This is a genomic window from Luteibacter sp. NPDC104163, assembly GCF_055584245.1.
The window spans coordinates 72,553-93,587 of sequence record NZ_JBVJMK010000010.1; the positions used below are offsets into that span (position 1 = coordinate 72,553).

Consider the following 21,035-nt stretch of genomic DNA (forward strand, 5'->3'; position numbering starts at 1 on the left):
AGGAGCACAAGTGGCTCAGACCGGCTCGAGCCAGCCCCAGCGGTCCTGGGTCTTGCCGTTGAACAGGCCGAAGTACAGGTCCTGCAGGCGGCGGGTGATCGGGCCGCCCTTGCCGCTGCCGACCTTCTTGCCATCCACCGAGCGGATCGGGGTGACCTCGGCGGCCGTGCCGCACATCAGGATCTCGTCGGCCAGGTACAGGTACTCACGCGGCAGGTCGCGCTCGACCACCTCGATGCCTTCCTCGCGGGCCAGCGTCATCAGGGTGTGGCGGGTGATGCCGGTGAGGATCGAGGCGCTGGCCGGCGTGGTGTGGAGCACGCCATCGAACACCAGGAACAGGTTCTCGCCCGCGCCTTCGCTGAGCAGGCCGGTCGAGGCCAGGGCGATGCCCTCGCCGAAGCCGAGGCGGCGCGCTTCACGCGCGATCAGCTGGCCGGAGAGATAGTTGCCGCCGGCCTTGGCACCCGCCGGGATGGTGTTCGGGGCGAAACGCTGCCAGCTCGACACGCAGGCATCGATGCCGTTCTGCAATGCCTCGGGCCCGAGGTAGGGACCCATCGGCCACGTGGCCACGGCGACGTCGATCGGCGTTTCGGCGGAGAGGCCGAAACCGCCCAGGCCGCGGTAGGCCACCGGGCGCAGGTACGACGCGCGCTGGTTGTTCTTCTTGATGACCGCGCGGCAGGCTTCGGCCAGCTCGTCGACGGTGTAGGGCAGTTCCATGTCGTAGATCTTGGCCGACAGGAAGAGACGGTTCAGGTGGTCGGTGAGGCGGAAGATCGCCGCGCCGTCCGGCGTCTCGTAGCTGCGGATACCTTCGAACACGGACGAGCCGTAGTGCAGGGCATGGGCCATCACGTGGGTCGTGGCTTCAGCCCAGGGCTTGATCTGCCCGTTCTGCCAGATCCATTCGGGGTAAGTCTGCGACATGGGAGCGCTCCGGTGGGGACCGCCCATGATAACGGCTAGCGCCCCGCGCTACATGGCGCGGCGCGCCATGCCGGTCACGCGGGCGGGCGGAGCCAGAGGCAGCCGGACTCGCGCACGACGCCGAAGTGGACATGGCGGGACGCCCCGCCGCCCCCGGGGATCCGGGTGACCGCGTCGATGCCGCCGGCTTCGTCCCCCTCCAGCGAGAGCAGGGTCTGTTTGACCGTGGCGTCGAGGTTGCGGATGTTGTCCACCGCGCCATCGCTGCCGTAGCCATTCCACAGGGTCAGGCCGCCGATCCGGTTGGCGTCGCGCCGGTTGAAGGCTTCGGCCACCGCTACCCGCAGGGTCGCCATGTCCTGGGCGCACAGCAGGCCGGTGCTGGGGGCCGTTCCCTGCGGGGCAGCGACACTGGATGCCGCGGGCGGGGCGATCGAGCGGGCACCCAGGTTGCTGCAGGGCTGGTCGGTGAAGACAGGGCTGCCATCCTTGCCCACGCAGCGGTGGACCTCGGTCTGGGCGGCAGCGGGGGCGGCGGCGAACAGCAGGGCGAGCGTAAGGAGCAGGAGGGCGGCGCGGATCACGGTGGCGGCAGGTGGTGGCACGAGCCGCCATCATCGGACACGGCGGCTTAGCGCGCGGTGACGGCGCGCACGTTTGCCATCACGCGTTCACGCCAGCCGTTCGAGGACCGCCGTGGTCGCCCGCGCCCGGTTGATCGTATAGAAATGCAGGCCGGGGGCACCGCCATCGAGCAGGCGCCGGCAGAGTTCGGCCACCACGTCGGCGCCCAGTTCGCGCACGGCCGTGGCGTCGTCGCCGTGGGCCTGCATCCGCTTCACGATCCAGCGCGGGATCTCGGCGCCGCATTGCTCGGAGAACCGGCGCAACTGGCTGAAGTTCGCGATAGGCATGATCCCCGGCACGATCGGCAGGTTCACGCCGAGGCGGGTCACGTCATCCACGAAGCGGAAGTAAGCATCGGGGTTGAAGAAGTACTGGGTGATCGCGCCATTGGCGCCAGCGTCGCACTTGGCCTTGAATTGGCGCAGGTCGTCGAGCGCGTTCTCGGCCTGGGGATGGATCTCGGGATAGGCGGCCACTTCGATATGGAAGTGATCGCCGCTGTGCTCGCGGATGTAGGCGACCAGTTCCGCGGCGTAGCGGAAGTCGCCCGGCGTGGCCATGCCCGAAGGCAGGTCGCCGCGCAGCGCGACGATGCGTCGGCAGCCGCGCTCCTTGTACTCGTCCAGCAGGGCGCGGATCTCCGCCTTCGTGCCACCCATGCAGGAAAGGTGCGGTGCCACGGAGAGGCCGTGCTGCGCGCGCAGGCGGCGCACCGTATCTCCGGTGTAGCTCAGCGTCGAACCGCCCGCGCCGAACGTCACCGAGACATAGTCGGGTGCATGCTCTTTCAGGCGTTCGACGGCCTTGTCGAGCTGTTCGCGCTGTTCGTCGGTCTTGGGCGGGAAGAATTCGAAGCTGACAGCGGGCATGGCAGGGCACCTGGACACGATGCCGGGAGTATATATCTTTCCATCCAGATGGAAAGATGGCTAATCGGCGGTTCACCCGATTCGGGCAAGATGTCGCCTGTCCATCTACCACCCGGAGCCCGGCCCATGCTCGCCTTCACGCCCAATATCCCGCCTTGCACCGCCGACATGCTCACGCTTTCGACCGATGCCGGCGACGGCGATCTCAACGGCATGTCGCATGCCGGCACGTGGCTGGTGCTGACGAACAAGAGCGGCCAGGCCTGCACGGTGCCCGGGCAGCCGACCGTCTCGCTGAAGGATGCGAAGGGCATCGCGTTGCAGGCCGTGCGCAAGGCGCCGGTCGGCATGCATCCCGGGCCCGCCGTGGTGCCGGTAAGGCTCGAGCCCGGCGCGAGCGCACGGGCGTCGTTGCGCTGGGTGTCGGGGGATGTCTACGACAACGGGAAATGCGTGGACGCGGCGAAGGTGGAAGTGCGCTTCGGCAAGCAGGTGCTTTCCGCCGGGATTAGCGGGCATCTGTGCGGGGAAGGCGCGAAGGCTGTCGAGTTTGAGCAGTCGCCGCTGACGCGTGCGGGGTAATCGCGCGCAAGCGCGCTCCCACAACGGGATTGCCAATCTCTTGTGGGAGCGCGCTTGCGCGCGATGGCTCCCGCGATAACCCACAAAAAAAGAGGCGCCCTCACAGGCGCCTCCTCTCGTATCGACCAACCAAAGCCGCTTAGTAGCGGTAATGATCCGGCTTGTACGGGCCTTCCACCGGCACGCCGATGTAGTCGGCCTGTTCCTGCGTGAGGACGGTCAGCTTCACGCCGATCTGCGCGAGGTGCAGGCGCGCGACTTCCTCGTCCAGCTTCTTCGGCAGGCGGTACACGGTGTTCTCGTACTTGTCCTTGTTAGCCCACAGGTCGAGCTGGGCCAGGGTCTGGTTCGAGAAGCTGTTCGACATGACGAAGCTCGGGTGGCCGTGGGCGCAACCCAGGTTCACCAGGCGGCCTTCGGCCAGCATGTAGATGCTGTTGCCTGTCGAGGCGAAGGTGTAGCGATCGACCTGCGGCTTGATGTTCTCGCGGGTCGCATCCTTCGACGCGTTCAGGCGATCCATCTGGATCTCGTTGTCGAAGTGGCCGATGTTGCAGACCAGGGCGTTGTTCTTCATCGCCGCCATGTGCTCGAGCGTGATGATGTCCTTGTTGCCCGTGGTGGTGACATAGATGTCGCCGAGGCCCAGCGTGTCTTCGATCGTCGTGACCTGGAAGCCTTCCATCGCGGCCTGCAGGGCGTTGATCGGATCGATCTCGGTCACGATCACGCGGGCACCGAAGCCCTTCAGCGAGTGCGCGCAGCCCTTGCCCACGTCACCGTAGCCGCAGACCACGGCCACCTTGCCGGCGACCATCAGGTCGGTCGCGCGCTTGATGCCGTCGGCCAGCGATTCGCGGCAGCCGTACAGGTTGTCGAACTTCGACTTGGTGACCGAGTCGTTGACGTTGATGGCCGGGACCAGCAGCTTGCCGGCTTCGGCCAGCTGGTACAGGCGGTGCACGCCGGTGGTGGTCTCTTCGGAAACGCCCTTCCACTCGGCGGCGATCTTCTTGAACCAGCCCGGACGGGCGGCGGCGGTCTTCTTGACCAGGTCCTTGATGACCTGCTCTTCGTGGTTGCCGCTCGGGGTGTTGACCCAGTCGCTGCCATCTTCGAGCTCGACGCCCTTGTGGATGAACAAGGTGGCATCGCCACCGTCGTCCACGATGAGCTGCGGGCCGAGCTCACCCGGGTGGGTCAGCATGTCGAGGGTGCAATCCCAGTATTCCTCCAGCGTCTCGCCCTTCCAGGCGAACACCGGCAGGCCACCGGCGGCCAGGGCGGCGGCGACGTCGTCCTGGGTGGAGAAGATGTTGCACGAGGCCCAGCGGACCGAGGCGCCCAGCTCACGCAGGGTCTCCGCCAGCACGGCGGTTTCCTTGGTGACATGCAGCGAGCCGGAGAGACGCACGCCCTTCAGCGGCTTCTCGGCGGCGTAGCGCGCGCGGATCTGCATGAGGCCCGGCATTTCCTCTTCCGCCATGCGGATGCGGCGGCGGCCGAGATCGGCGAGCGAATAGTCGCGGACCTTGAAGTCCTGCGAGGCGGCGTCTTTGGTGACAGCGTTCATGGTGGCGTAGCTCCGGATGGTTACGGGGGCGCCGTTCAACGGTAAGCCATGCCGAGCCTGGCCATCGGGGAAAACCCTCCGGTCGCAGCGCCCCTCGGCGGGCAGGAACAGTCCCTGAGTATATCTCGGAATCCGGATGATCAGATGAATACACTTTTTTATGTACTCTCGGGGTTCGCCCCCAGCAGAGTGACTGATGGAAGCCGCACGCGATCCCGAATTCCTCCCCCACGACGGCCCCCTCCGCGAGGATGTGCGCCGGCTGGGCGCCCTGGTAGGCCAGATGCTGGCCGAGCAGGGCGGCCAGGCCTTTTTTGAACGGGTAGAAGCGGTCCGCACCGCCTCGATCCACCGCCGGCGCAGTGGCGCAGCCGTGGATGCCCTGGCCGGGACCCTGACCGGGCTGGGCGCAAAGGATGCTGAAGCCCTTGCCCGGGCCTTCGCTACTTACTTCCAGGCGGTGAATACCGCCGAGCGCGTGCACCGCATCCGGCGCCGTCGCGACTACCAGCGCGAGGGCGGCGCGCCCCAGCCCGAATCGCTCAGCGCGGTGCTGGGCCAGCTGAAGGCCGAGGGTGTCACCGCCGAAGAGCTGGGCATGCTGCTCGGCAAGCTCGACGTGGAACCCGTGTTCACCGCGCACCCGACCGAGGCGGTGCGGCGTTCCCTGCTCGAGAAGGAGCAGGAAATCGTCCGCGCGCTCGTGGATGAGTTCGATCCGACGCGCACCCCGCAGGAACTACGCGATGACGACGCACGCATCCTGATGGCGCTTTCCGCCGGCTGGCAGACCGCCGAGGCCTCGCCCGTGCGGCCGAGCGTGTCCGACGAGTTCGACCATGTCGGCTTTTACATTTCGCGGCCGATCTATCGCGTGCTGCCCGCGCTGTACGAAGCGCTGGAGCAGGCGATCGCCGAGCATTACGGTGAGGGCGTCAGCGTGCCGCGCGTGCTCCGCTTCGCCACGTGGGTGGGCGGCGACATGGATGGCAACCCCAACGTCAACGCCGACACCATCGCAGCCACGCTCGCCGCGCAGCGCTCGCTCGTGCTCGAGCGTTACGTCGAGGGCGTGCATGAGCTGGGCCGGCTGCTCAGCCAGACCATCGATCGCGTGGAACTCGACGACCGGCTCAGCCGGCGAATCGAGGACTATCGCGAACGCCTTCCCGACGTGGCCACGCGTATCCGGCCGCGGCATGCGGACATGCCGTACCGCACGTTCCTCGCGTTCGTGGCGGCGCGCCTCGAGGCGACGTTGCACGAAAGCGACGACGCCTATGCATCGGCCGCGGAGTTCATCGACGACATCGCCCTGGTCGAGAAGAGCCTGCTCCAGCATGGCGGTCGCCACGCGGGTGCGTATGCCGTGGGCCGCCTGCTGTGGCGCGCGCGAACCTTCGGCTTCCACCTCGCGCGGCTCGACGTGCGCCAGGATGCCCGCGTCCACGACGAGGCACTGGCCGCGCTGCTCGATGACACCGGCTGGGCGGAGCGTGACGCGGAAGCACGGGTGAAGACCCTGCGGCCGTATGCAGCCGGCGAACGCAGCTTCGTCGCGGGCGACGACCACGATGCGGCGGGCATGCTGCGCGCGGTGTTCGCCACGCTCGCCGACGCGCGCAAGCGCTACGGCACGGAGGCGACCGGCCTGTACATCATCAGCATGGCGGAGACCGCGGCCGACGTGCTCGCCGTGCTGGCGCTGGCGCGCCGCGGCGGGTTGCTCGAGGACGGCCGCGTACCGCTCGACGTCGCGCCGCTGTTTGAAACCATCGATGACCTGAAGGGTGGGCCCGCGACGCTGCAGGCACTGCTCGACGATCCCGTCTACCGTGCGCACCTCAAGGCGCGCGGTGATCGGCAGTGGGTGATGCTGGGTTATTCCGATAGCGGCAAGGATGGCGGCACGCTGGCTTCCAAGTGGAGCCTGCAGCGCGCCCAGGTCGAGCTGCTCGAGGTCGCGGCGAAGGCCGGGATTCGCGTCGCGTTCTTCCACGGCCGCGGCGGTTCCGCCAGCCGTGGTGGCTCGCGGATCACACCCGCGCTGATGGCGTCGCCGCGCGGTTCCGTCGGTGGCGTCCTGCGCGTGACCGAGCAGGGTGAGGTCATCCACCGCAAGTACGGTATTCGCGCCCTGGCCGTGCGCAACCTCGAGCAGACCCTGGGTGCGGTCATGCGTGCCTCGCTGCGTCCGCGCGGCCCGGAGGTGCGCGAGGCCGGCTGGAAGGACGTGATGGTTCGTCTCTCCGACGAAAGCCGCAAGGCGTACCGTGCATTCGTCGACATGGATGGCTTCGTCGATTACTTCCGCGGCGCCACGCCGATCGATGTGATCGAACGCATGACGCTGGGCTCGCGCCCCGCAAGGCGGCGCAGCATGAAGGGCGTCGAGGACCTGCGCGCGATCCCGTGGGTGTTTTCCTGGACCCAGTGCCGCGCGGTGCTCACCGGCTGGTATGGCCTGGGCAGCGCGCTGGAGGCGGTGGCGAAGGAATCCGGTGAGGAGGTGCTGGGCCGCATGGCGCACGAGTGGCCGTTCTTCACCACCATGCTCGACGATGTCGAGATGGTGCTGGCCAAGGCGGATATCGACATCGCCGAGGCCTTCTCCGAACTCGCCGGGCCCCTGCATGCGCGCTTCTTCCCGAAGATCCGCGAGGAGTTCGAGCGGACGGTGCGCTGGGTACTCAAGCTGAAGGGCGCGAAGGAACTGCTCCAGCGCGAGCCGCGGCTGGCCACGTCGATCCGCCTGCGCAACCCGTACGTCGACCCGATGAGCCTGCTCCAGGTCGACCTGCTGAAGCGCTGGCGCGCCACGGGCGGGAAAGACGATGCCCTGCTCAATGCGCTGGTCGCCTGCGTGAACGGGGTGTCGCAGGGGCTGCAGAATACGGGTTGACGTAACCCCATCGCGCGCAAGCGCGCTCCCACAAAGGGCTGGTCCTCGTAGCCTTGTGGGAGCGCGCTTGCGCGCGATAAGCGTCTCACCGTTCCCCGCGATTAAAGCAAACTGTAACCCTGCCGAAAACGCCGTTACATGGGCTGCATTTCTTGCGGCTCCTCAGTTTTCGAAGCAGGTTCCCCATGAAAGACACCCTCCGTCGCGCCCGCTGGCGCGGCCTCAGCGTGGGCGCGCGCCTTACGCTGCTGGTCGTGGCCATCGTCTCCCTTGGCATCGCGCTGCTGACCGTGCTCGTCACGACCCGCGTCTCGCACGAGCTCGAGACACGTTCGCGCGACGACCTGGGCCGCGGCAACCACGCCATCATCGCCATGGTGAACACGTTCAGCGGCGCGCTGCTGGCGGAGTCGGATCGCTTCCTTGCCGTGTTCGAGAGCTATTTCCCCGCGAACAAGCTGGCGACCGACACCGTGCACCGGGTGACCATGGGCGAGCGCACCGTGCCCACGATGACTCTGGGCGGGAAGGCCATCAATGGCGACTTCACCGTCGTGGATGAGTTCTCCGACCGCGCCCACGTGGTGGCCACGATGTTCGTGCGCGATGGCCAGGACTTCATCCGCGTGACCACCTCGCTGAAGAAGCAGGATGGCTCGCGCGCCGTCGGCACCTCGATCGACCACGCGCACCCGGCGTTCCCGCTGCTGCTGGCCGGAAAGGGCTACGGTGGTCCGGCGATCCTGTTCGGCAAGCCCTACATCACCCGTTACGAACCGATCCGCGATGCCTCGGGCAACGTCATCGGCGTGTGGTTCGTCGGCGTGGAGATCAGCAAGGAAATGGATGCGCTGCGCGAGCAGATCGCATCCATCCGCATCGGTGAGACTGGTCACTACTCGGTGATCGACGCGAGCGCGGGCAAGCGCTATGGCTCGTATATCGTGGATCCCGCGCTGGCGGACGCCGCTGGCCAGGCGGATGGGGCGGCGCTGACCTTGCTTGGCGTGGACGGCAAGCCGGTTTACGCGCCGATGCTTTCGGCAGGGAAGGGCGAGGCGCGCTATCGCGTGGCCGTGGATGGGCGTGACGTGGAGCGTCTCGCCGTGTTCGCGACCGACCCGGCGTGGCACTGGATGGTCACGGGCACCGTGGACATGGATGAGCTTTATGCACCGGTGCGCCAGCTGCGTAACGCCGCGATCGGCAGCAGCCTGGTGATCGTCGGCGTGCTCTGCGTCCTGCTGTTCATCGCTATCCGCATGCGCATCACCCGGCCGCTGTCCGCTGCGGTGCAGGCGGCCAGCCGCCTCGCCGAGGGCGACCTCACCGCACGGCTCGCCTCTACGCGCGGCGATGAGATCGGCCAGCTCATGAACGCGATCGACGGCATTGGCGACGGCCTCGGTTCGATCGCCGATTCCGTGCGCCGCGCGACCGGCAGCATGACCAGCAGCACCTCCGAGATCGCCGCTGGCAACACCGACCTGTCGATGCGCACCGAGCGGCAGGCCGCCGAGTTGCAGATGACCGCGGCGAGCCTCGATGTGCTGACCCGGACGGTGCGCGACAACGCAGGCAACGCGGCACGCGCCAGTGCGCTCGCCGAAGGCGCCAGCGTCGCCGTCCAGCAGGAGGCGGGGGCGATGGCCGAGGCCGTCGCGTCGATGAACGGCATCCAGGCCTCCGCGCAGCGTATCGCCGATGTCATCGGCATCATCAACGGCATTTCGTTCCAGACGAACATCCTGGCACTCAACGCCGCGGTGGAAGCCGCTCGCGCCGGCGAGCAGGGCAAGGGCTTCGCCGTGGTGGCCGAGGAAGTGCGTAACCTCGCGCAGCGGAGTGCGACGGCGGCAAAGGAGATCGAGGCGTTGATCACCGAGTCGGTCGCGCAGGTGGATGCCGGGCATGGCCTGGTCACCGAGGCGGGCCACAACATGCAGGCCGTGATCGGACGCATCCGCGACGTGGCGGACCTGATGGGCGACATCAGCCGCGCGTCCACCGCCCAGTCGGAGCAGATCGGCCAGATCAACCAGGCCGTATCACGCATGGATGATTCCACCCAGCAGAATTCCGCGCTGGTGGAAGAGGCCGCCGCGGCGGCGAAGAGCCTCGAGGATCAGGCGGCGGAGCTGGCGCGGGTGGTTGAGGTGTTCCGGCTTTAACGGACGCTATCGCGGATCCATCGCGCGCAAGCGCGCTCCCACGAGGTCGCTGCGAGCCTGTGGGAGTGAGCTTGCGAGCGATGCTGTTTCGAGGGCCGCCAGATCTATCGCGCGCGGGCGCGCCCCCACAAGGTTATCGCAGCCCTGTGGGAGCGCGCTTGCGCGCGATCAGCCTTCCAGTTCTTCCCACCGTGCGAAGGCGGTGTCGAGTTCGGCCTGCAGCTTCGCCAGTTCTTCGTTGCCGCGCGTAATCGCGGCCGCGTCCTGCTGGTAATACTTCGGATCGTTCATCGCTTCGGTGCGTTTCGCGATCGCGGTCTCCAGCTCTTCGAGCTTCGCGGGTAGCAGGTCCAGCTCGCGCTGTTCCTTGAACGAGAGCTTCTTCTTCGCCACGACAGGCGCCGGTGCGGGAGCGGGCGCGGCCACCGTGGCGGCGGGCTTCGCTACGGCGGCGGCCGCAGCCTTCGCCGCAGCCACCACCGGCTTCTGCCGCAGCCAGTCGCTGTAGCCACCGACGTACTCACCGATCTCGCCATCGCCTTCCAGCACGAGCGTGCTGGTAACGACGTTGTCGATGAAGTCTCGATCGTGCGACACGAGCAGCAACGTGCCGGTGTATTCGCCGAGCAGCTCTTCCAGCAGCTCCAGCGTTTCCACGTCGAGGTCGTTGGTCGGTTCGTCCATCACCAGCAGGTTGGATGGCTGGGCGAACAGCTTGGCGAGCAGCAGGCGGTTGCGCTCGCCACCCGAGAGGCGGGTGATCGGCGCACGCGCACGTTCGGGCGAGAACAGGAAGTCCTGCAGGTAGCCGATGATGTGCTTGCGCTGGCCGTTCAGCTCGATGTATTCGCGGCCTTCGGCCACGTTGTCGAGCGCATTCATCCGATCGTCCAGCGCGATGCGGTGCTGGTCGAAGTAAGCGATCTCGAGCCCGGTGCCGAGGATCACGGTACCTTCCTGCGGCTCCAGCTGGCCCAGCATGATCTTCAGCAGCGTGGACTTGCCGGCACCGTTCGGGCCCATGATGCCCACGCGGTCACCGCGCATGATCGTGGTCGAGAAATCGCGGATCAGCGTGCGGCCGTCATAGGCCTGGGTCACGTGCTTCGTCTCGACGACCTTGCGGCCGGAGGCCTGCGCGTTGGCCATCGTCATCTTCGCGTTGCCCTGGCCCTCGCGGCGCTCGGAGCGCTCGCGGCGCATGGCCTTCAACGCGCGCACGCGGCCCTCGTTACGGGTACGGCGCGCCTTGATGCCCTGGCGGATCCAGACTTCTTCCTGGGCCAGCTTGCGGTCGAAGTGCGCATTCGCCTGTGCTTCGGCATGCAGGCGCTCTTCGCGGCGGCGCAGGTAGTTGTCGTAATCACCCGGCCAGCTCGAGACCTGGCCGCGGTCGATTTCCACGATGCGCGTGGCCAGCGAGCGCAGGAAGCTGCGGTCATGGGTGATGAAGACGATGGCGCCGGCGAAACCCTTCAGGAAGCCCTCGAGCCACGCGATCGCCTCGATGTCGAGGTGGTTGGTGGGCTCGTCGAGCAGGAGCAGGTTCGGGTCGCGTACGAGGGCCTGGCCCAGCAGCACGCGGCGCTTCATGCCGCCGGAGAGGTCGGCGAAGTCCGTATGGCCGGGCAGCTCGAGCTTCTCGATGATGTTCTCGACGTGCGCGTCCAGGTCCCAGGCGTTGTGCGCCTCGATCTGTGACTGCACCTCGCCCAGGCCGTCCATGTCGCCCTCATCGAGCATGTGGTGGTAGCGGGCCAGCAGGTGGCCCAGCTCGCCCAGGCCCTCAGCGACCACGTCGAACACGGTGCCGGCGGTGTCCTGCGGCACTTCCTGGGTCAGCCTCGCCACGCGGGTGCCGCCCTGCAGCCGGATCTCGCCATCGTCGGGCTTGAGCTCCCCGGCGATCAGCTTCATCAGCGTGGACTTGCCGGCGCCATTGCGGCCGACGATACAGACGCGCTCGCCCAGGTCGAGGGAGAGATCGACGTGTTCAAGCAGGAGGGGGCCGCCGACGCTGTAGTCGAGGCCAAGGATCTGGATAAGAGACATCCGCCTATTTTACAGGGTATCGAGGCGGTAACGGGTCAGCTGGCGGTAGGTGGCGCCGGGCCGGAGGATCGCGGCCTCGGCGATCCCGGGCATGTTCACCTGGTTCGGGAACGCCTCCGCCTCCAGGGCGAACCCGGCAAAGGCGCTATAGGGGTGGCCATCACGGTTCACCTGGCCACCCAGCTTCTGCCCGCTGTAGAACTGCAGCCCGGCGCGGTCCGTCTCCACCGTGAGACGCCGCCCGCTGGAGGGTTCGGTCACCACCGCCACGACCCGCGGTGCGTTGCCCACGGCCCCGCGCGGTACGTAGCAGTGATCGAAACCGCCGGCCAGGCGCAGCTGCGGATCGGGCCAGTGCAGGCGCGACCCGATCGGGGCGGGTTCGCGGAAGTCGAACGCGGTGCCTGAAACATGCTGGCGGTCGGTCGGGATCGCCTCCGCGTCCGCGGCGAAGAACTCTTCGGCGTCGATCCGGATGACGTGGTCCCGGATGTCCGGGCGGCGGTCGTTCAGGTTGAAATACGGGTGCGCCGTGAGGCTGAGCGGAGTGGGGGCGTCCGTCGTCGCCTCGTAACGCAGTTCGAGCGCGCCATCGTCGTCCAGGCTGACGCGCAGCTGGACGCGCACCTCCCCGGGGAAACCGCCGTCGCCTTCTGGCGAAACCAGGTTCAGCAGGAGCGCATCGCCATCGGGGTCGACATCCCAGGCGCGTGCGTGGAATCCATCATGGCCACCGTGGAGATGGTTGTTCCCATCGTTGCGGTCGATCCGGTGCTCGATCCCGTCGAGTTCGAAACGGCCGCCGCGGATACGGTTCGCCCAGCGCCCCACGATCCCGCCCATGAACGCGTTGGCCGCAAGGTAATGCGCGGCATCGGGGTGGCCAAGCAATACTTCGCCGAGCTGGCCCTGGCGATCGGGCGCCTGCCACGAGAGCAGGGTGGCGCCGAGGTCACTGATGTCGACACGGGCACCACGCGCATTGCGCAGGGTCCAGCGATGGAGGGGGCGTCCGTCGGGCAGCATGCCCCAGGCGGTAGGTTCGGAAATAGGCATCGGGAAGGGACGGTTCCGTGCCGGTCGTGACTGTCAGGTCGCGGCCGTCTTGCGGTGGGTTTCGAGGTATTGGCGCGGTGTGCAGTCGTATTCGCGACGAAATACCGCATACATGTATTGCAGGGATGTGAAGCCGCAACGGATGGCGATATCCGCGAGCGTGGTATCGCCGTTCACGATGAGATCGCAGGCCGTATCGAGCTTGTGCTTAAGGATCGCCTGGTGGACGGTCTGCTTCAGCTCGCGCTTGAAGTGTTCCTCCAGCACGGTGCGTGAGACGCCGACATAGTCGGCCACCTGCTCGGTCTTGATGCCAAGGCAGCCGTACTGGCGGATGTAATGGCTGGCGCGCATGACGTGCGGGCTGCGCATCGGCTGGAAACGGCTGGAGACCTGCACGTTGATGCCGACGGGCGGGACGATCACGCGGGTGGTGGAGCAATCCATGCCGCGCAACATCTGGTGCAGCACGTGGGCCGCCGTGCGGCCCATCTCCTCGGCGCCCTGGATGACCGACGTGAGCGGGATGCGGTTGAGCAGCTGTGCCATCGGATCATTATCGATCCCGACGATCGCGATCTGTTCCGGCACGGCGATGCCACCGATGACGCAGGCCTGCAGCAGCTGGCGGGCACGGGCGTCGGTAACGGCGATGATGCCGATGGGCTTGGGCAGGCCGGAGAGCCATTCCACGAGGTGTTCCACCGCCTCGCCCCAGCCGCCGGCGCTGGTCGGCGAGCCTTCGTACACGATGCCTTCGACCTTCTCCGCGGCCACGATGCGCTGGAACGCGTGTTCACGCTCCCGGGCCCAGCGATTGCCGGCTGCGCTCGGCACGCCATACAGCGCGAAACGCGACAGGCCCTGCTCGATCAGGTGATCGTAGGCGAGCCGGACGAGGCGGGCGTTATCGGTGGCGATATAGGGCACGCCGACCGGGTAGTCCGCCGGGTTTTCATACGACCCGCCCACCGCGACCACGGGAATGTGCAGCTCGCGCAGGGCGTCCTCGGCCTCGGGGTCGTCGAAATCGGCGATGACGCCGTCGCCCTTGAACTGGTGGATGTCGCGCATGCGGCTGCGGAAATCTTCTTCGAGGAAGAGATCCCATTCGACCCGGGTGCTGTTGAGGTAATGACCAATACCTGCGATGACCTGGCGGTCATACACCTTGTTGGCATTGAACAGCAGTGCGATGCGATGCGGTGCCATGAGCAGGAAAAGTAGCAGGGAACGCCGCCCGAGGCCATGACGCATCGCGGCAGGAAAAAGGCTGGCAAGCGCGCGGGAAAACGCAATTGCGTCAAAGCGCGCCGCTGGAGAGCATCGGTAGGATTCGTCCCCATGTTTGTCAAGGAATCGTTATGTCGTACTTCTCCAGCATTCCGAAAATCGCGTTCGAAGGCCCGGGTTCCGATAACCCGCTGGCGTTCCACCATTACGATGCCAACCGCAAACTGTTGGGCAAGACGATGGCCGAGCACCTGCGCCTCGCCGTGTGTTACTGGCACACGTTCGTCTGGCCGGGTTCCGACGTCTTCGGTGCGGGCACCTTCGAGCGTCCGTGGCAGCAGGCCGGCGAGCCGATGGCGAAGGCGCGCGAGAAAGCCGATGCCGCGTTCGACTTCTTCTCGCGCCTCGGCGTCCCGTATTACACGTTCCACGACACCGATGTGGCGCCCGAAGGCAACAGCCTCGCCGAGTACAAGGCGAACTTCGCGGCCATGGTCGATGTGCTCGAGAAGAAGCAGGCCGACACCGGCATGAAACTGCTCTGGGGCACGGCCAACGTGTTCAGCAACCCGCGCTACGCCGCAGGTGCCGCGACCAATCCGCAGCCCGAGGTGTTCGCCTATGCGGCCACGCAGGTGCGCCACGCCATGGAGGCTACGCACCGCCTCGGCGGTGCCAACTACGTGCTGTGGGGCGGCCGCGAGGGCTACGACACGCTGCTCAACACCGACCTGAAACGCGAGCGCGCGCAGCTCGGCCGGTTCTTCCAGATGGTGGTGGAGCACAAGCACAAGCTGGGTTTCAAGGGCACGATCCTGATCGAACCCAAGCCGCAGGAGCCGACGAAGCACCAGTACGACTACGACACCGCCACGGTCTACGGCTTCCTCAAGGAGTTCGGGCTCGAGAACGAAGTGAAGACGAATCTCGAAGCGAATCACGCGACGCTCGCAGGACACTCGTTCCACCATGAAGTGGCGACCTCGATCGCCATGGGCCTGTTCGGTTCGATCGATGCCAACCGCGGCGACCCGCAGAATGGCTGGGACACCGACCAGTTCCCGAACAGCGTGGAAGAAATGACCCTGGTCACTTACGAGATCCTCAAGGCGGGTGGATTTACTACCGGCGGCTTCAACTTCGATACCAAGGTGCGCCGCCAGAGCCACGATGCGGCGGATCTTTTCCATGGCCACATCGGCGCCATCGACACGCTGGCCCTCGGCCTCGAGCGGGCGGTGAAGATGGTTGAGAAAGACACGCTGGCCGAGTTGAAAGCGAAGCGTTACGCCGGGTGGGATGCCGATCTCGGTACGAAGATCCTCAATGGTGGCTTCACGCTCGCCTCGCTCAGCGATGAAGCAATCGCACGGGATCTGCACCCGAAACATGTATCGGGCCACCAGGAGTTGCTCGAAAACATCATCAACCGCTATATCTATGGGTGATATGAAGCCTGACATGGAAGCATCAGCACGCCTGTACCTCGGCATCGACCTCGGTACATCCTCGGTCAAGGCCGTGCTCATCGACGACGCCGGCGCCGTGCGCGCCAGCGCGTCGAGTCCCCTTACCGTCGCCCACCCGCATCCGCGCTGGTCCGAACAGGACCCGGCCGCGTGGTGGGCCGCGACGGAAGCGGCGGTGGGTGAGGTGTTGCAGGGCATGGATGCGCGTCGCGTCGCCGCCATCGGCCTGTCCGGGCAGATGCACGGTGCGACGCTGCTCGACCGCTCCGACAAGGTTTTGCGACCCGCCATCCTGTGGAACGACGGCCGTTCGGATGTCGAATGCGCCGAACTGGAGAAGGTGCCCGGCTTCCGTGAAGTCACCGGCAACCTGGCCATGCCCGGTTTCACCGCGCCCAAGCTGGCGTGGGTGCGCAGGCACGAGCCCGATGTTTTCTCGCGCGTTGCGAAGGTGCTCCTGCCGAAGGATTACCTGCGGTTGCAACTCACGGGCGAATACATGACCGACGCCTCGGATGCGGCCGGTACGTTGTGGCTCGATGTGCGGAAACGCCAGTGGAGCGATGCCATGCTTGCCGCGACCGGGCTGGACCGATCGCACATGCCCGAGGTGTTCGAGGGTTCGCAGCCCGCGGGGCGCCTGCGCAAGGAGCTCGCCGAACGCTGGGGCATGGATACGGTGCCGGTCGCCGCCGGCGGCGGTGATAACGCCGCGGGTGCCGTGGGTGTCGGCATCGTGCGCCACGGCCAGGCCATGCTTTCACTTGGCACGTCGGGTGTCTATTTCGCTGTTTCCGACGGATTCCGCGCCAGTCCCGAAACGGCCGTGCACAGTTTCTGCCACGCCTTGCCCGACACATGGCACCTCATGTCGGTGATGCTGAACGCGGCCAGCTGCCTCGATTTCACCGCGCGCCTCACCGGCTACCCGGATGTCGGCGCACTGCTCGCCGATGCTGAACAGGCGGGCTGGCAGCGCAATGGGCCGATGTTCCTGCCGTATCTCACGGGCGAGCGGACGCCGCATAACAACCCGCACGCCCGTGGCTCGTTCACGAACCTGGGCCCGGATACGGATCGCGCCGATCTCGCCCATGCCACGCTCGAAGGTGTCGGGCTGGGCCTGCTCGACGGCTTGCTGGCCGTCGAAGGTACCGGGCTGGTGGCCGACGACATCACCGTGATTGGCGGGGGCTCGCGCAGCCACTACTGGACGCAGATGCTGGCCGACATTATCGGCAAGACCCTGGTCCTGCGTTCAGGTGGCGAGGTAGGCCCCGCGCTGGGCGCCGCCCGGCTGGCGCGCCTGGCTGTCGAGCCGGACGCGTCGCTGGACGAGGTATGCCCCATGCCGCCGGTCACCGCCGTACGCGAGCCCGATGCAGCGCGTCATGCTTATTTCCTGCAAACGCGCCACCCTTTGTTCCGCCGCTCGTACGAGCAACTCAAGCCGCTGTATACCGACGCCGCCCGTAGCGACGAATTCCGCCCGTCCTGAAAGGGCGATTCCATAAGTAGATGGAGAACAGCATGAAGCAGAAGGCCCTACACACGTTGCTGGCCGTATCGATGGTGGCCGCCGGCGTTTTCGCGCCGCAGGCCCACGCGAGCAAGGAGAAGCCGGTCATCGGTTTTTCCATCGATGACCTCCGCGTCGAGCGCTGGACCCGTGATCGCGATTATTTCAAGGCGGCCGTGGAAGCCAAGGGCGGCACGGTGTCCGTGCAGTCCGCCGATGCCAACGAGCAGAAGCAGATCCAGCAGATCGAGAACCTGATCGCGCGCAAGGTCGATGTCATCGTCATCGTCCCGTTCAATGCGAAGACGCTGACCACCGTGGTGACCGAAGCGAAGAAGGCCGGCATCAAGGTGATTTCGTACGACCGCCTCATCCTCAACGCTGATGTCGACGCCTACATCTCGTTCGATAACGAGAAAGTGGGCGAGATGCAGGCGAAGGGCGTGGTCGATGCCACGGGTGGCAAGGGCAATTTCTTCCTGCTCGGCGGCGCACCGACCGATAACAACGCCAAGATCCTGCGCGAAGGCCAGATGAAGGTGCTGGATCCGCTGGTGAAGAGCGGTGCCATCAAGATCGTCGGCCAGCAGTGGACCGATGAATGGCTGGCCTCGAAGGCGCAGTCGATCATCGAGAACGCGCTCACGGCGAACAAGAACAACATCCAGGGCATCGTTGCCTCGAACGACGGCACCGCCGGCGGCGCCATCGCCGCGCTCAACGGCCAGAAGCTGGCCGGCAAGGTGGCCGTGTCGGGCCAGGATGCCGATCTCGCCGCGGTCAAGCGCATCAAGGCCGGCACCCAGGCCATGACGGTGTACAAGCCGATCAAGACCATCGCCACCGACGCCGCGAACCTCGCCGTGCAGTTCGCCAAGGGCGAGGCGCCGACCTTCACCTCGAAGATGAACAACGGCAAGAAGGACGTGGACACGATCCTGCTCACCCCGACCCTGCTCACGAAGCAGAACGTCGACCTCGTGGTGAAGGATGGCTTCTACACCCAGGCGCAGGTGGGTCAGTAACCCGCCCGCTATTGTGGGAGCGCGCTTGCGCGCGATAGGTCTTGTCGCAAGCACACATCGCGCGCAAGCGCGCTCCCACAGTTCCCGTGCGGCAAAGGCTCTTGTGGGAGCGCGCTCGCGCCCCAGCAAACAGAAGGCCCGAAAGTGAGCGAATACCTGTTCGAGATGCGCAATATCGTCAAGGAGTTCTCTGGCGTGCGCGCGCTCAATGGCATCAACCTGGCCGTGCGGCCGGGTGAATGCGTGGGTCTGTGCGGTGAAAATGGCGCCGGCAAGTCCACCCTCATGAAAGTCCTGTCCGGTGTCTATCCCTACGGCACCTGGGAAGGCGAGATCCTGTTCGATGGCAAGCCGCTGAGGGCGCATTCGGTGCGCGACAGCGAGGACGCCGGCATCGTCATCATCCACCAGGAACTGATGCTGGTGCCGCAGCTGTCGGTCGCCGAGAACATCTTCCTGGGCAACGAGATCCGCAAGTTCGGCGGCGTCATGGATTACGACGCCATGTACGCCAAGGCCGAGGCCTTGCTGGCCCGGCTGAAGCTGAAGGACGTGAACGTCGCCGCCCCGGTGATGAATTACGGCGGTGGCTACCAGCAGTTGTTCGAGATCGCGAAGGCGCTGGTGAAGAACGCCCGGCTGCTGATCCTCGATGAACCCTCATCGTCGCTGACCTCGTCCGAGACCGATACGCTGCTGTCGATCATCGAGGACCTGAAGCGCGACGGCGTGGCCTGTGTCTACATCTCACACAAGCTCGATGAAGTCGCGCGCGTGTGCGATACGGTGACGGTCATCCGTGATGGCAAGCACATCGTCACTAAGCCGATGAGCGAGATGACCACGCATTCGATCATCACGGCGATGGTCGGCCGCGAGATCGAGAACCTGTTCCCGAAGATGGAACACGATATCGGCGAGGTGGTGTTCGAAGCCAGGCATGTCACCTGCTGGGACGTCGCCAACCCGAACCGCAAGCGCGTGGACGATATTTCGTTCCAGGTGCGCCGCGGCGAGATCGTCGGTATCGCGGGCCTCGTTGGTGCCGGCCGCACCGAGCTGGTTTCCGCGATATTCGGTGCCTACCCGGGCCGTTCCGAGGCGGAGCTCATCCTCGAGGGCAAGCCGATAAAGGTGAAGAATCCCGAGCAGGCGATCAAGGCCGGCCTGTCCCTGGTCCCCGAAGATCGCAAGCGCCAGGGCATCGTCCCGCTGCTCGGCGTGGGCGATAACATCACGCTGGCCACGCTATCGCATTACGCCCACGCGGGGCAGATCGATCGCCAGGCCGAGATGGCCGTGATCGATGCCGAGATCAAGCGCCTGCGGGTGAAGACCGCGAGCCCCGAGCTCGCCATCCAGGGGCTGTCGGGCGGTAACCAGCAGAAGGCGGTGCTCACCAAGATGCTGTTGCCCTCGCCGAAGGTACTCATCCTCGACGAGCCCACCCGCGGCGTCGATGTCGGTTCCAAGTACGACATCTACACGCTCATGTTCGAGCTGGCCGCCAAGGGCGTGGCCATCATCATGGTCTCGTCGGAGATGCCCGAGGTGCTTGGCGTCAGCGATCGCGTCCTGGTCGTCGGCGAGGGCAAGCTTCGCGGTGACTTCAAGAACGTTGGCCTCACCCAGGAGCAGGTGCTCGCCGCGGCGATTTCCCATGCCGCCGAAGGGCCCGCGCACGCGGCCTGATCCCTACCACCATTCCACGCGTCACCAGGGAAGCCTTCCATGCAGTCCCAGAAAGTCCAGCAACTGTTCGTCCGCTACAAGATCCTGGCGTTGCTCATCGCCGTCGCCGTGATCTGGGTGTTCTTCCACGTGAAGACCGACCAGGCCTTCATCACGCCGAACAACCTCTCCAACCTGTTCCGGCAGATGGCCATCACCGGCATGCTCGCCTGCGGCATGGTGTTCATCATCATCGCCGGTGAGATCGACCTCTCCATCGGCTCGCAGCTAGGCTTGCTGGGCGGCGTGGTTGCCATTCTCACCGTGAACATGGGTTGGGGCACGTGGCCCTCCATCGGCGCGGTGCTCTTGCTGGGCATGCTGATCGGCGCGTTCAACGGCTTCATCGTGACGAAGATGCGGGTGCCGTCATTCATCGTCGGCCTGGGTGGCATGCTCGCGTTCCGCGGCATCGTGCTTTACATCACCGGCAGCTCGACGATCGCGCCGGCCCCGGATGACCTCGTGCAGCTGGGCCAGGGCTTCGTGCCCGTCGGTCTCTCGCAGTGGGTGGGCGGCATCATTTTCCTCGCAATGGTCGGCCTGACGGTCCGGCGCCGGATGCGCCGTTCGAAGCTCGGGCTCCACCAGGCCGCCATGTGGATCGATGTCGCGCGCCTCATCATCATCGGTGCGGTGATCTTTGGCTTCATCCGCATGCTCAACGATGCCAACGGCATCCCCATCCCGGTGATGATCCTGCTGGCGCTGCTCGCGGTGTTCACGTACGTCTCGACCCAGACCGTGTTCGGCCGGCACATCTACGCGGTGGGCGGCAACATGGAGGCCACGCGGCTGTCCGGCGTGAACGTAGGCCGGGTGAAGCTGGTGGTGTTCGCCATCATGGGCCTGATGTGCGCTTTCGCCGGCATCATCACGGTCGCGCGCACCGGCTCGGGTTCGCCCTCGGCGGGCACGGGTGGCGAACTGGATGCCATCTCCGCCTGCTTCATCGGCGGCACGTCCATGCGCGGTGGTTCGGGCACGGTCTACGGCGCGTTGATCGGCGCCCTGGTCATGGCCAGCCTCGACAGCGGCATGCAGCTCATGGACGTCGACAATTCCTGGCAGATGATCATCAAGGGCGTGATCCTGGTGCTCGCCGTATGGGTCGACGTGCTCTCCGGCAGCAACCGCAACGCCTGAGCTAGCGCCTCCCATCCCTTGTGCGACCCTTCCTTGTGGGAGCGCGCTTGCGCGCGATGGACCTGGCCGCAAGCACCCATCGCGCGCCAGCGCCCGCCCCCCGGCGGGTTGAGGGGTGCCCAACGTTATGGGCCCTAACGGCCCCCG

The 21,035-nt window shown here is 66.1% G+C and carries 15 protein-coding genes and 1 riboswitch; of the genes, 8 read left to right on the forward strand and 7 right to left on the reverse strand.

The features are described from left to right. Positions 1-15: 15 nt before the first annotated feature. The 3 genes from ACZ6YI_RS13675 to metF form a co-directional block, all read right to left on the reverse strand. Positions 16-933 carry a branched-chain amino acid transaminase gene (locus ACZ6YI_RS13675; RefSeq protein ID WP_465779141.1) on the reverse strand — a complete coding sequence of 306 codons (918 nt, stop codon included), beginning with the start codon at positions 931-933 and terminating at the stop codon, positions 16-18. A 74-nt stretch (positions 934-1,007) separates the two neighbouring features. After that, positions 1,008-1,538: a DUF4124 domain-containing protein gene (locus tag ACZ6YI_RS13680; protein ID WP_465779142.1), complete on the reverse strand. Its 531-nt coding sequence runs from the start codon at positions 1,536-1,538 to the stop codon at positions 1,008-1,010. A gap of 66 nt (positions 1,539-1,604) precedes the next feature. After that, positions 1,605-2,429, reverse strand: coding sequence for a methylenetetrahydrofolate reductase [NAD(P)H] (metF, locus tag ACZ6YI_RS13685; RefSeq protein WP_465779143.1), 825 nt, complete (start codon positions 2,427-2,429; stop codon positions 1,605-1,607). A gap of 126 nt (positions 2,430-2,555) precedes the next feature. Here metF and ACZ6YI_RS13690 point away from each other — a divergent pair, with 126 nt between their 5' ends. Beyond that, the gene (locus tag ACZ6YI_RS13690; protein ID WP_465779144.1) at positions 2,556-3,011 is read left to right on the forward strand and encodes a DUF4232 domain-containing protein; all 456 of its coding nucleotides are present in this window, start codon (positions 2,556-2,558) and stop codon (positions 3,009-3,011) included. Between the two features lie 139 nt (positions 3,012-3,150). On the opposite strand, the gene ahcY is transcribed toward ACZ6YI_RS13690, so the two are convergent. Then, positions 3,151-4,584, reverse strand: a complete 1,434-nt coding sequence (ahcY, locus tag ACZ6YI_RS13695) for an adenosylhomocysteinase (RefSeq protein ID WP_465779145.1) — start codon at positions 4,582-4,584, stop codon at positions 3,151-3,153. 19 nt (positions 4,585-4,603) lie between these two features. Continuing rightward, positions 4,604-4,686, reverse strand: a riboswitch (S-adenosyl-L-homocysteine riboswitch). A gap of 94 nt (positions 4,687-4,780) precedes the next feature. Between ahcY and ppc the strand changes: the two genes are divergently transcribed. Both ppc and ACZ6YI_RS13705 read left to right on the forward strand, forming a co-directional pair. Continuing rightward, positions 4,781-7,486, forward strand: a complete 2,706-nt coding sequence (gene ppc / locus ACZ6YI_RS13700; RefSeq protein WP_465779146.1) for a phosphoenolpyruvate carboxylase — start codon at positions 4,781-4,783, stop codon at positions 7,484-7,486. A 185-nt stretch (positions 7,487-7,671) separates the two neighbouring features. Further along, entirely contained in the window at positions 7,672-9,657 is a 1,986-nt protein-coding gene (locus tag ACZ6YI_RS13705) for a methyl-accepting chemotaxis protein (protein WP_465779147.1), read from the forward strand. A gap of 168 nt (positions 9,658-9,825) precedes the next feature. On the opposite strand, the gene ACZ6YI_RS13710 is transcribed toward ACZ6YI_RS13705, so the two are convergent. From ACZ6YI_RS13710 to ACZ6YI_RS13720, 3 genes are read right to left on the reverse strand one after another with little or no spacing between them, the layout of a single operon-like run. Continuing rightward, positions 9,826-11,709, reverse strand: coding sequence for an ATP-binding cassette domain-containing protein (locus ACZ6YI_RS13710; protein ID WP_465779148.1), 1,884 nt, complete (start codon positions 11,707-11,709; stop codon positions 9,826-9,828). A gap of 9 nt (positions 11,710-11,718) precedes the next feature. Further along, the gene (locus tag ACZ6YI_RS13715) at positions 11,719-12,765 is read right to left on the reverse strand and encodes an aldose epimerase family protein (protein ID WP_465779149.1); all 1,047 of its coding nucleotides are present in this window, start codon (positions 12,763-12,765) and stop codon (positions 11,719-11,721) included. Positions 12,766-12,798: 33 nt separating this feature from the next. Next, positions 12,799-13,977: a XylR family transcriptional regulator gene (locus ACZ6YI_RS13720; RefSeq protein WP_465779150.1), complete on the reverse strand. Its 1,179-nt coding sequence runs from the start codon at positions 13,975-13,977 to the stop codon at positions 12,799-12,801. Positions 13,978-14,129: 152 nt separating this feature from the next. Between ACZ6YI_RS13720 and xylA the strand changes: the two genes are divergently transcribed. From xylA to ACZ6YI_RS13745, 5 genes are all read left to right on the forward strand, one after another. Continuing rightward, on the forward strand, positions 14,130-15,446 hold the full coding sequence (gene xylA / locus ACZ6YI_RS13725; RefSeq protein ID WP_465779151.1) for a xylose isomerase: 1,317 nt from the start codon (positions 14,130-14,132) through the stop codon (positions 15,444-15,446). Between the two features lie 13 nt (positions 15,447-15,459). Next, positions 15,460-16,965 carry a xylulokinase gene (xylB, locus tag ACZ6YI_RS13730; RefSeq protein ID WP_465779152.1) on the forward strand — a complete coding sequence of 502 codons (1,506 nt, stop codon included), beginning with the start codon at positions 15,460-15,462 and terminating at the stop codon, positions 16,963-16,965. 32 nt (positions 16,966-16,997) lie between these two features. Then, positions 16,998-18,011 (forward strand): D-xylose ABC transporter substrate-binding protein, encoded by a 1,014-nt coding sequence (gene xylF, locus ACZ6YI_RS13735; protein ID WP_465779153.1) that lies wholly within the window; start codon positions 16,998-17,000, stop codon positions 18,009-18,011. A 144-nt stretch (positions 18,012-18,155) separates the two neighbouring features. Beyond that, a complete protein-coding gene (locus tag ACZ6YI_RS13740) occupies positions 18,156-19,703 on the forward strand; it encodes a xylose ABC transporter ATP-binding protein (RefSeq protein ID WP_465779154.1) in 1,548 nt (515 codons plus the stop codon). A 39-nt stretch (positions 19,704-19,742) separates the two neighbouring features. Continuing rightward, positions 19,743-20,888, forward strand: coding sequence for a sugar ABC transporter permease (locus ACZ6YI_RS13745; protein WP_465779155.1), 1,146 nt, complete (start codon positions 19,743-19,745; stop codon positions 20,886-20,888). Positions 20,889-21,035 lie beyond the last annotated feature (147 nt).

Bases quoted from the DNA above. Each gene is read 5' to 3' on its own strand.
- ACZ6YI_RS13675 (WP_465779141.1), bottom strand. From the start codon at position 933: ATGTCGCAGACTTACCCCGAATGGATCTGGCAGAACGGGCAGATCAAG.
- metF (WP_465779143.1), bottom strand. From the start codon at position 2,429: ATGCCCGCTGTCAGCTTCGAATTCTTCCCGCCCAAGACCGACGAACAG.
- ACZ6YI_RS13690 (WP_465779144.1), top strand. From the start codon at position 2,556: ATGCTCGCCTTCACGCCCAATATCCCGCCTTGCACCGCCGACATGCTC.
- ahcY (WP_465779145.1), bottom strand. From the start codon at position 4,584: ATGAACGCTGTCACCAAAGACGCCGCCTCGCAGGACTTCAAGGTCCGC.
- ppc (WP_465779146.1), top strand. From the start codon at position 4,781: ATGGAAGCCGCACGCGATCCCGAATTCCTCCCCCACGACGGCCCCCTC.
- ACZ6YI_RS13705 (WP_465779147.1), top strand. From the start codon at position 7,672: ATGAAAGACACCCTCCGTCGCGCCCGCTGGCGCGGCCTCAGCGTGGGC.
- ACZ6YI_RS13710 (WP_465779148.1), bottom strand. From the start codon at position 11,709: ATGTCTCTTATCCAGATCCTTGGCCTCGACTACAGCGTCGGCGGCCCC.
- ACZ6YI_RS13715 (WP_465779149.1), bottom strand. From the start codon at position 12,765: ATGCCTATTTCCGAACCTACCGCCTGGGGCATGCTGCCCGACGGACGC.
- ACZ6YI_RS13720 (WP_465779150.1), bottom strand. From the start codon at position 13,977: ATGGCACCGCATCGCATCGCACTGCTGTTCAATGCCAACAAGGTGTAT.
- xylA (WP_465779151.1), top strand. From the start codon at position 14,130: ATGTCGTACTTCTCCAGCATTCCGAAAATCGCGTTCGAAGGCCCGGGT.
- xylB (WP_465779152.1), top strand. From the start codon at position 15,460: ATGGAAGCATCAGCACGCCTGTACCTCGGCATCGACCTCGGTACATCC.
- xylF (WP_465779153.1), top strand. From the start codon at position 16,998: ATGAAGCAGAAGGCCCTACACACGTTGCTGGCCGTATCGATGGTGGCC.
- ACZ6YI_RS13745 (WP_465779155.1), top strand. From the start codon at position 19,743: ATGCAGTCCCAGAAAGTCCAGCAACTGTTCGTCCGCTACAAGATCCTG.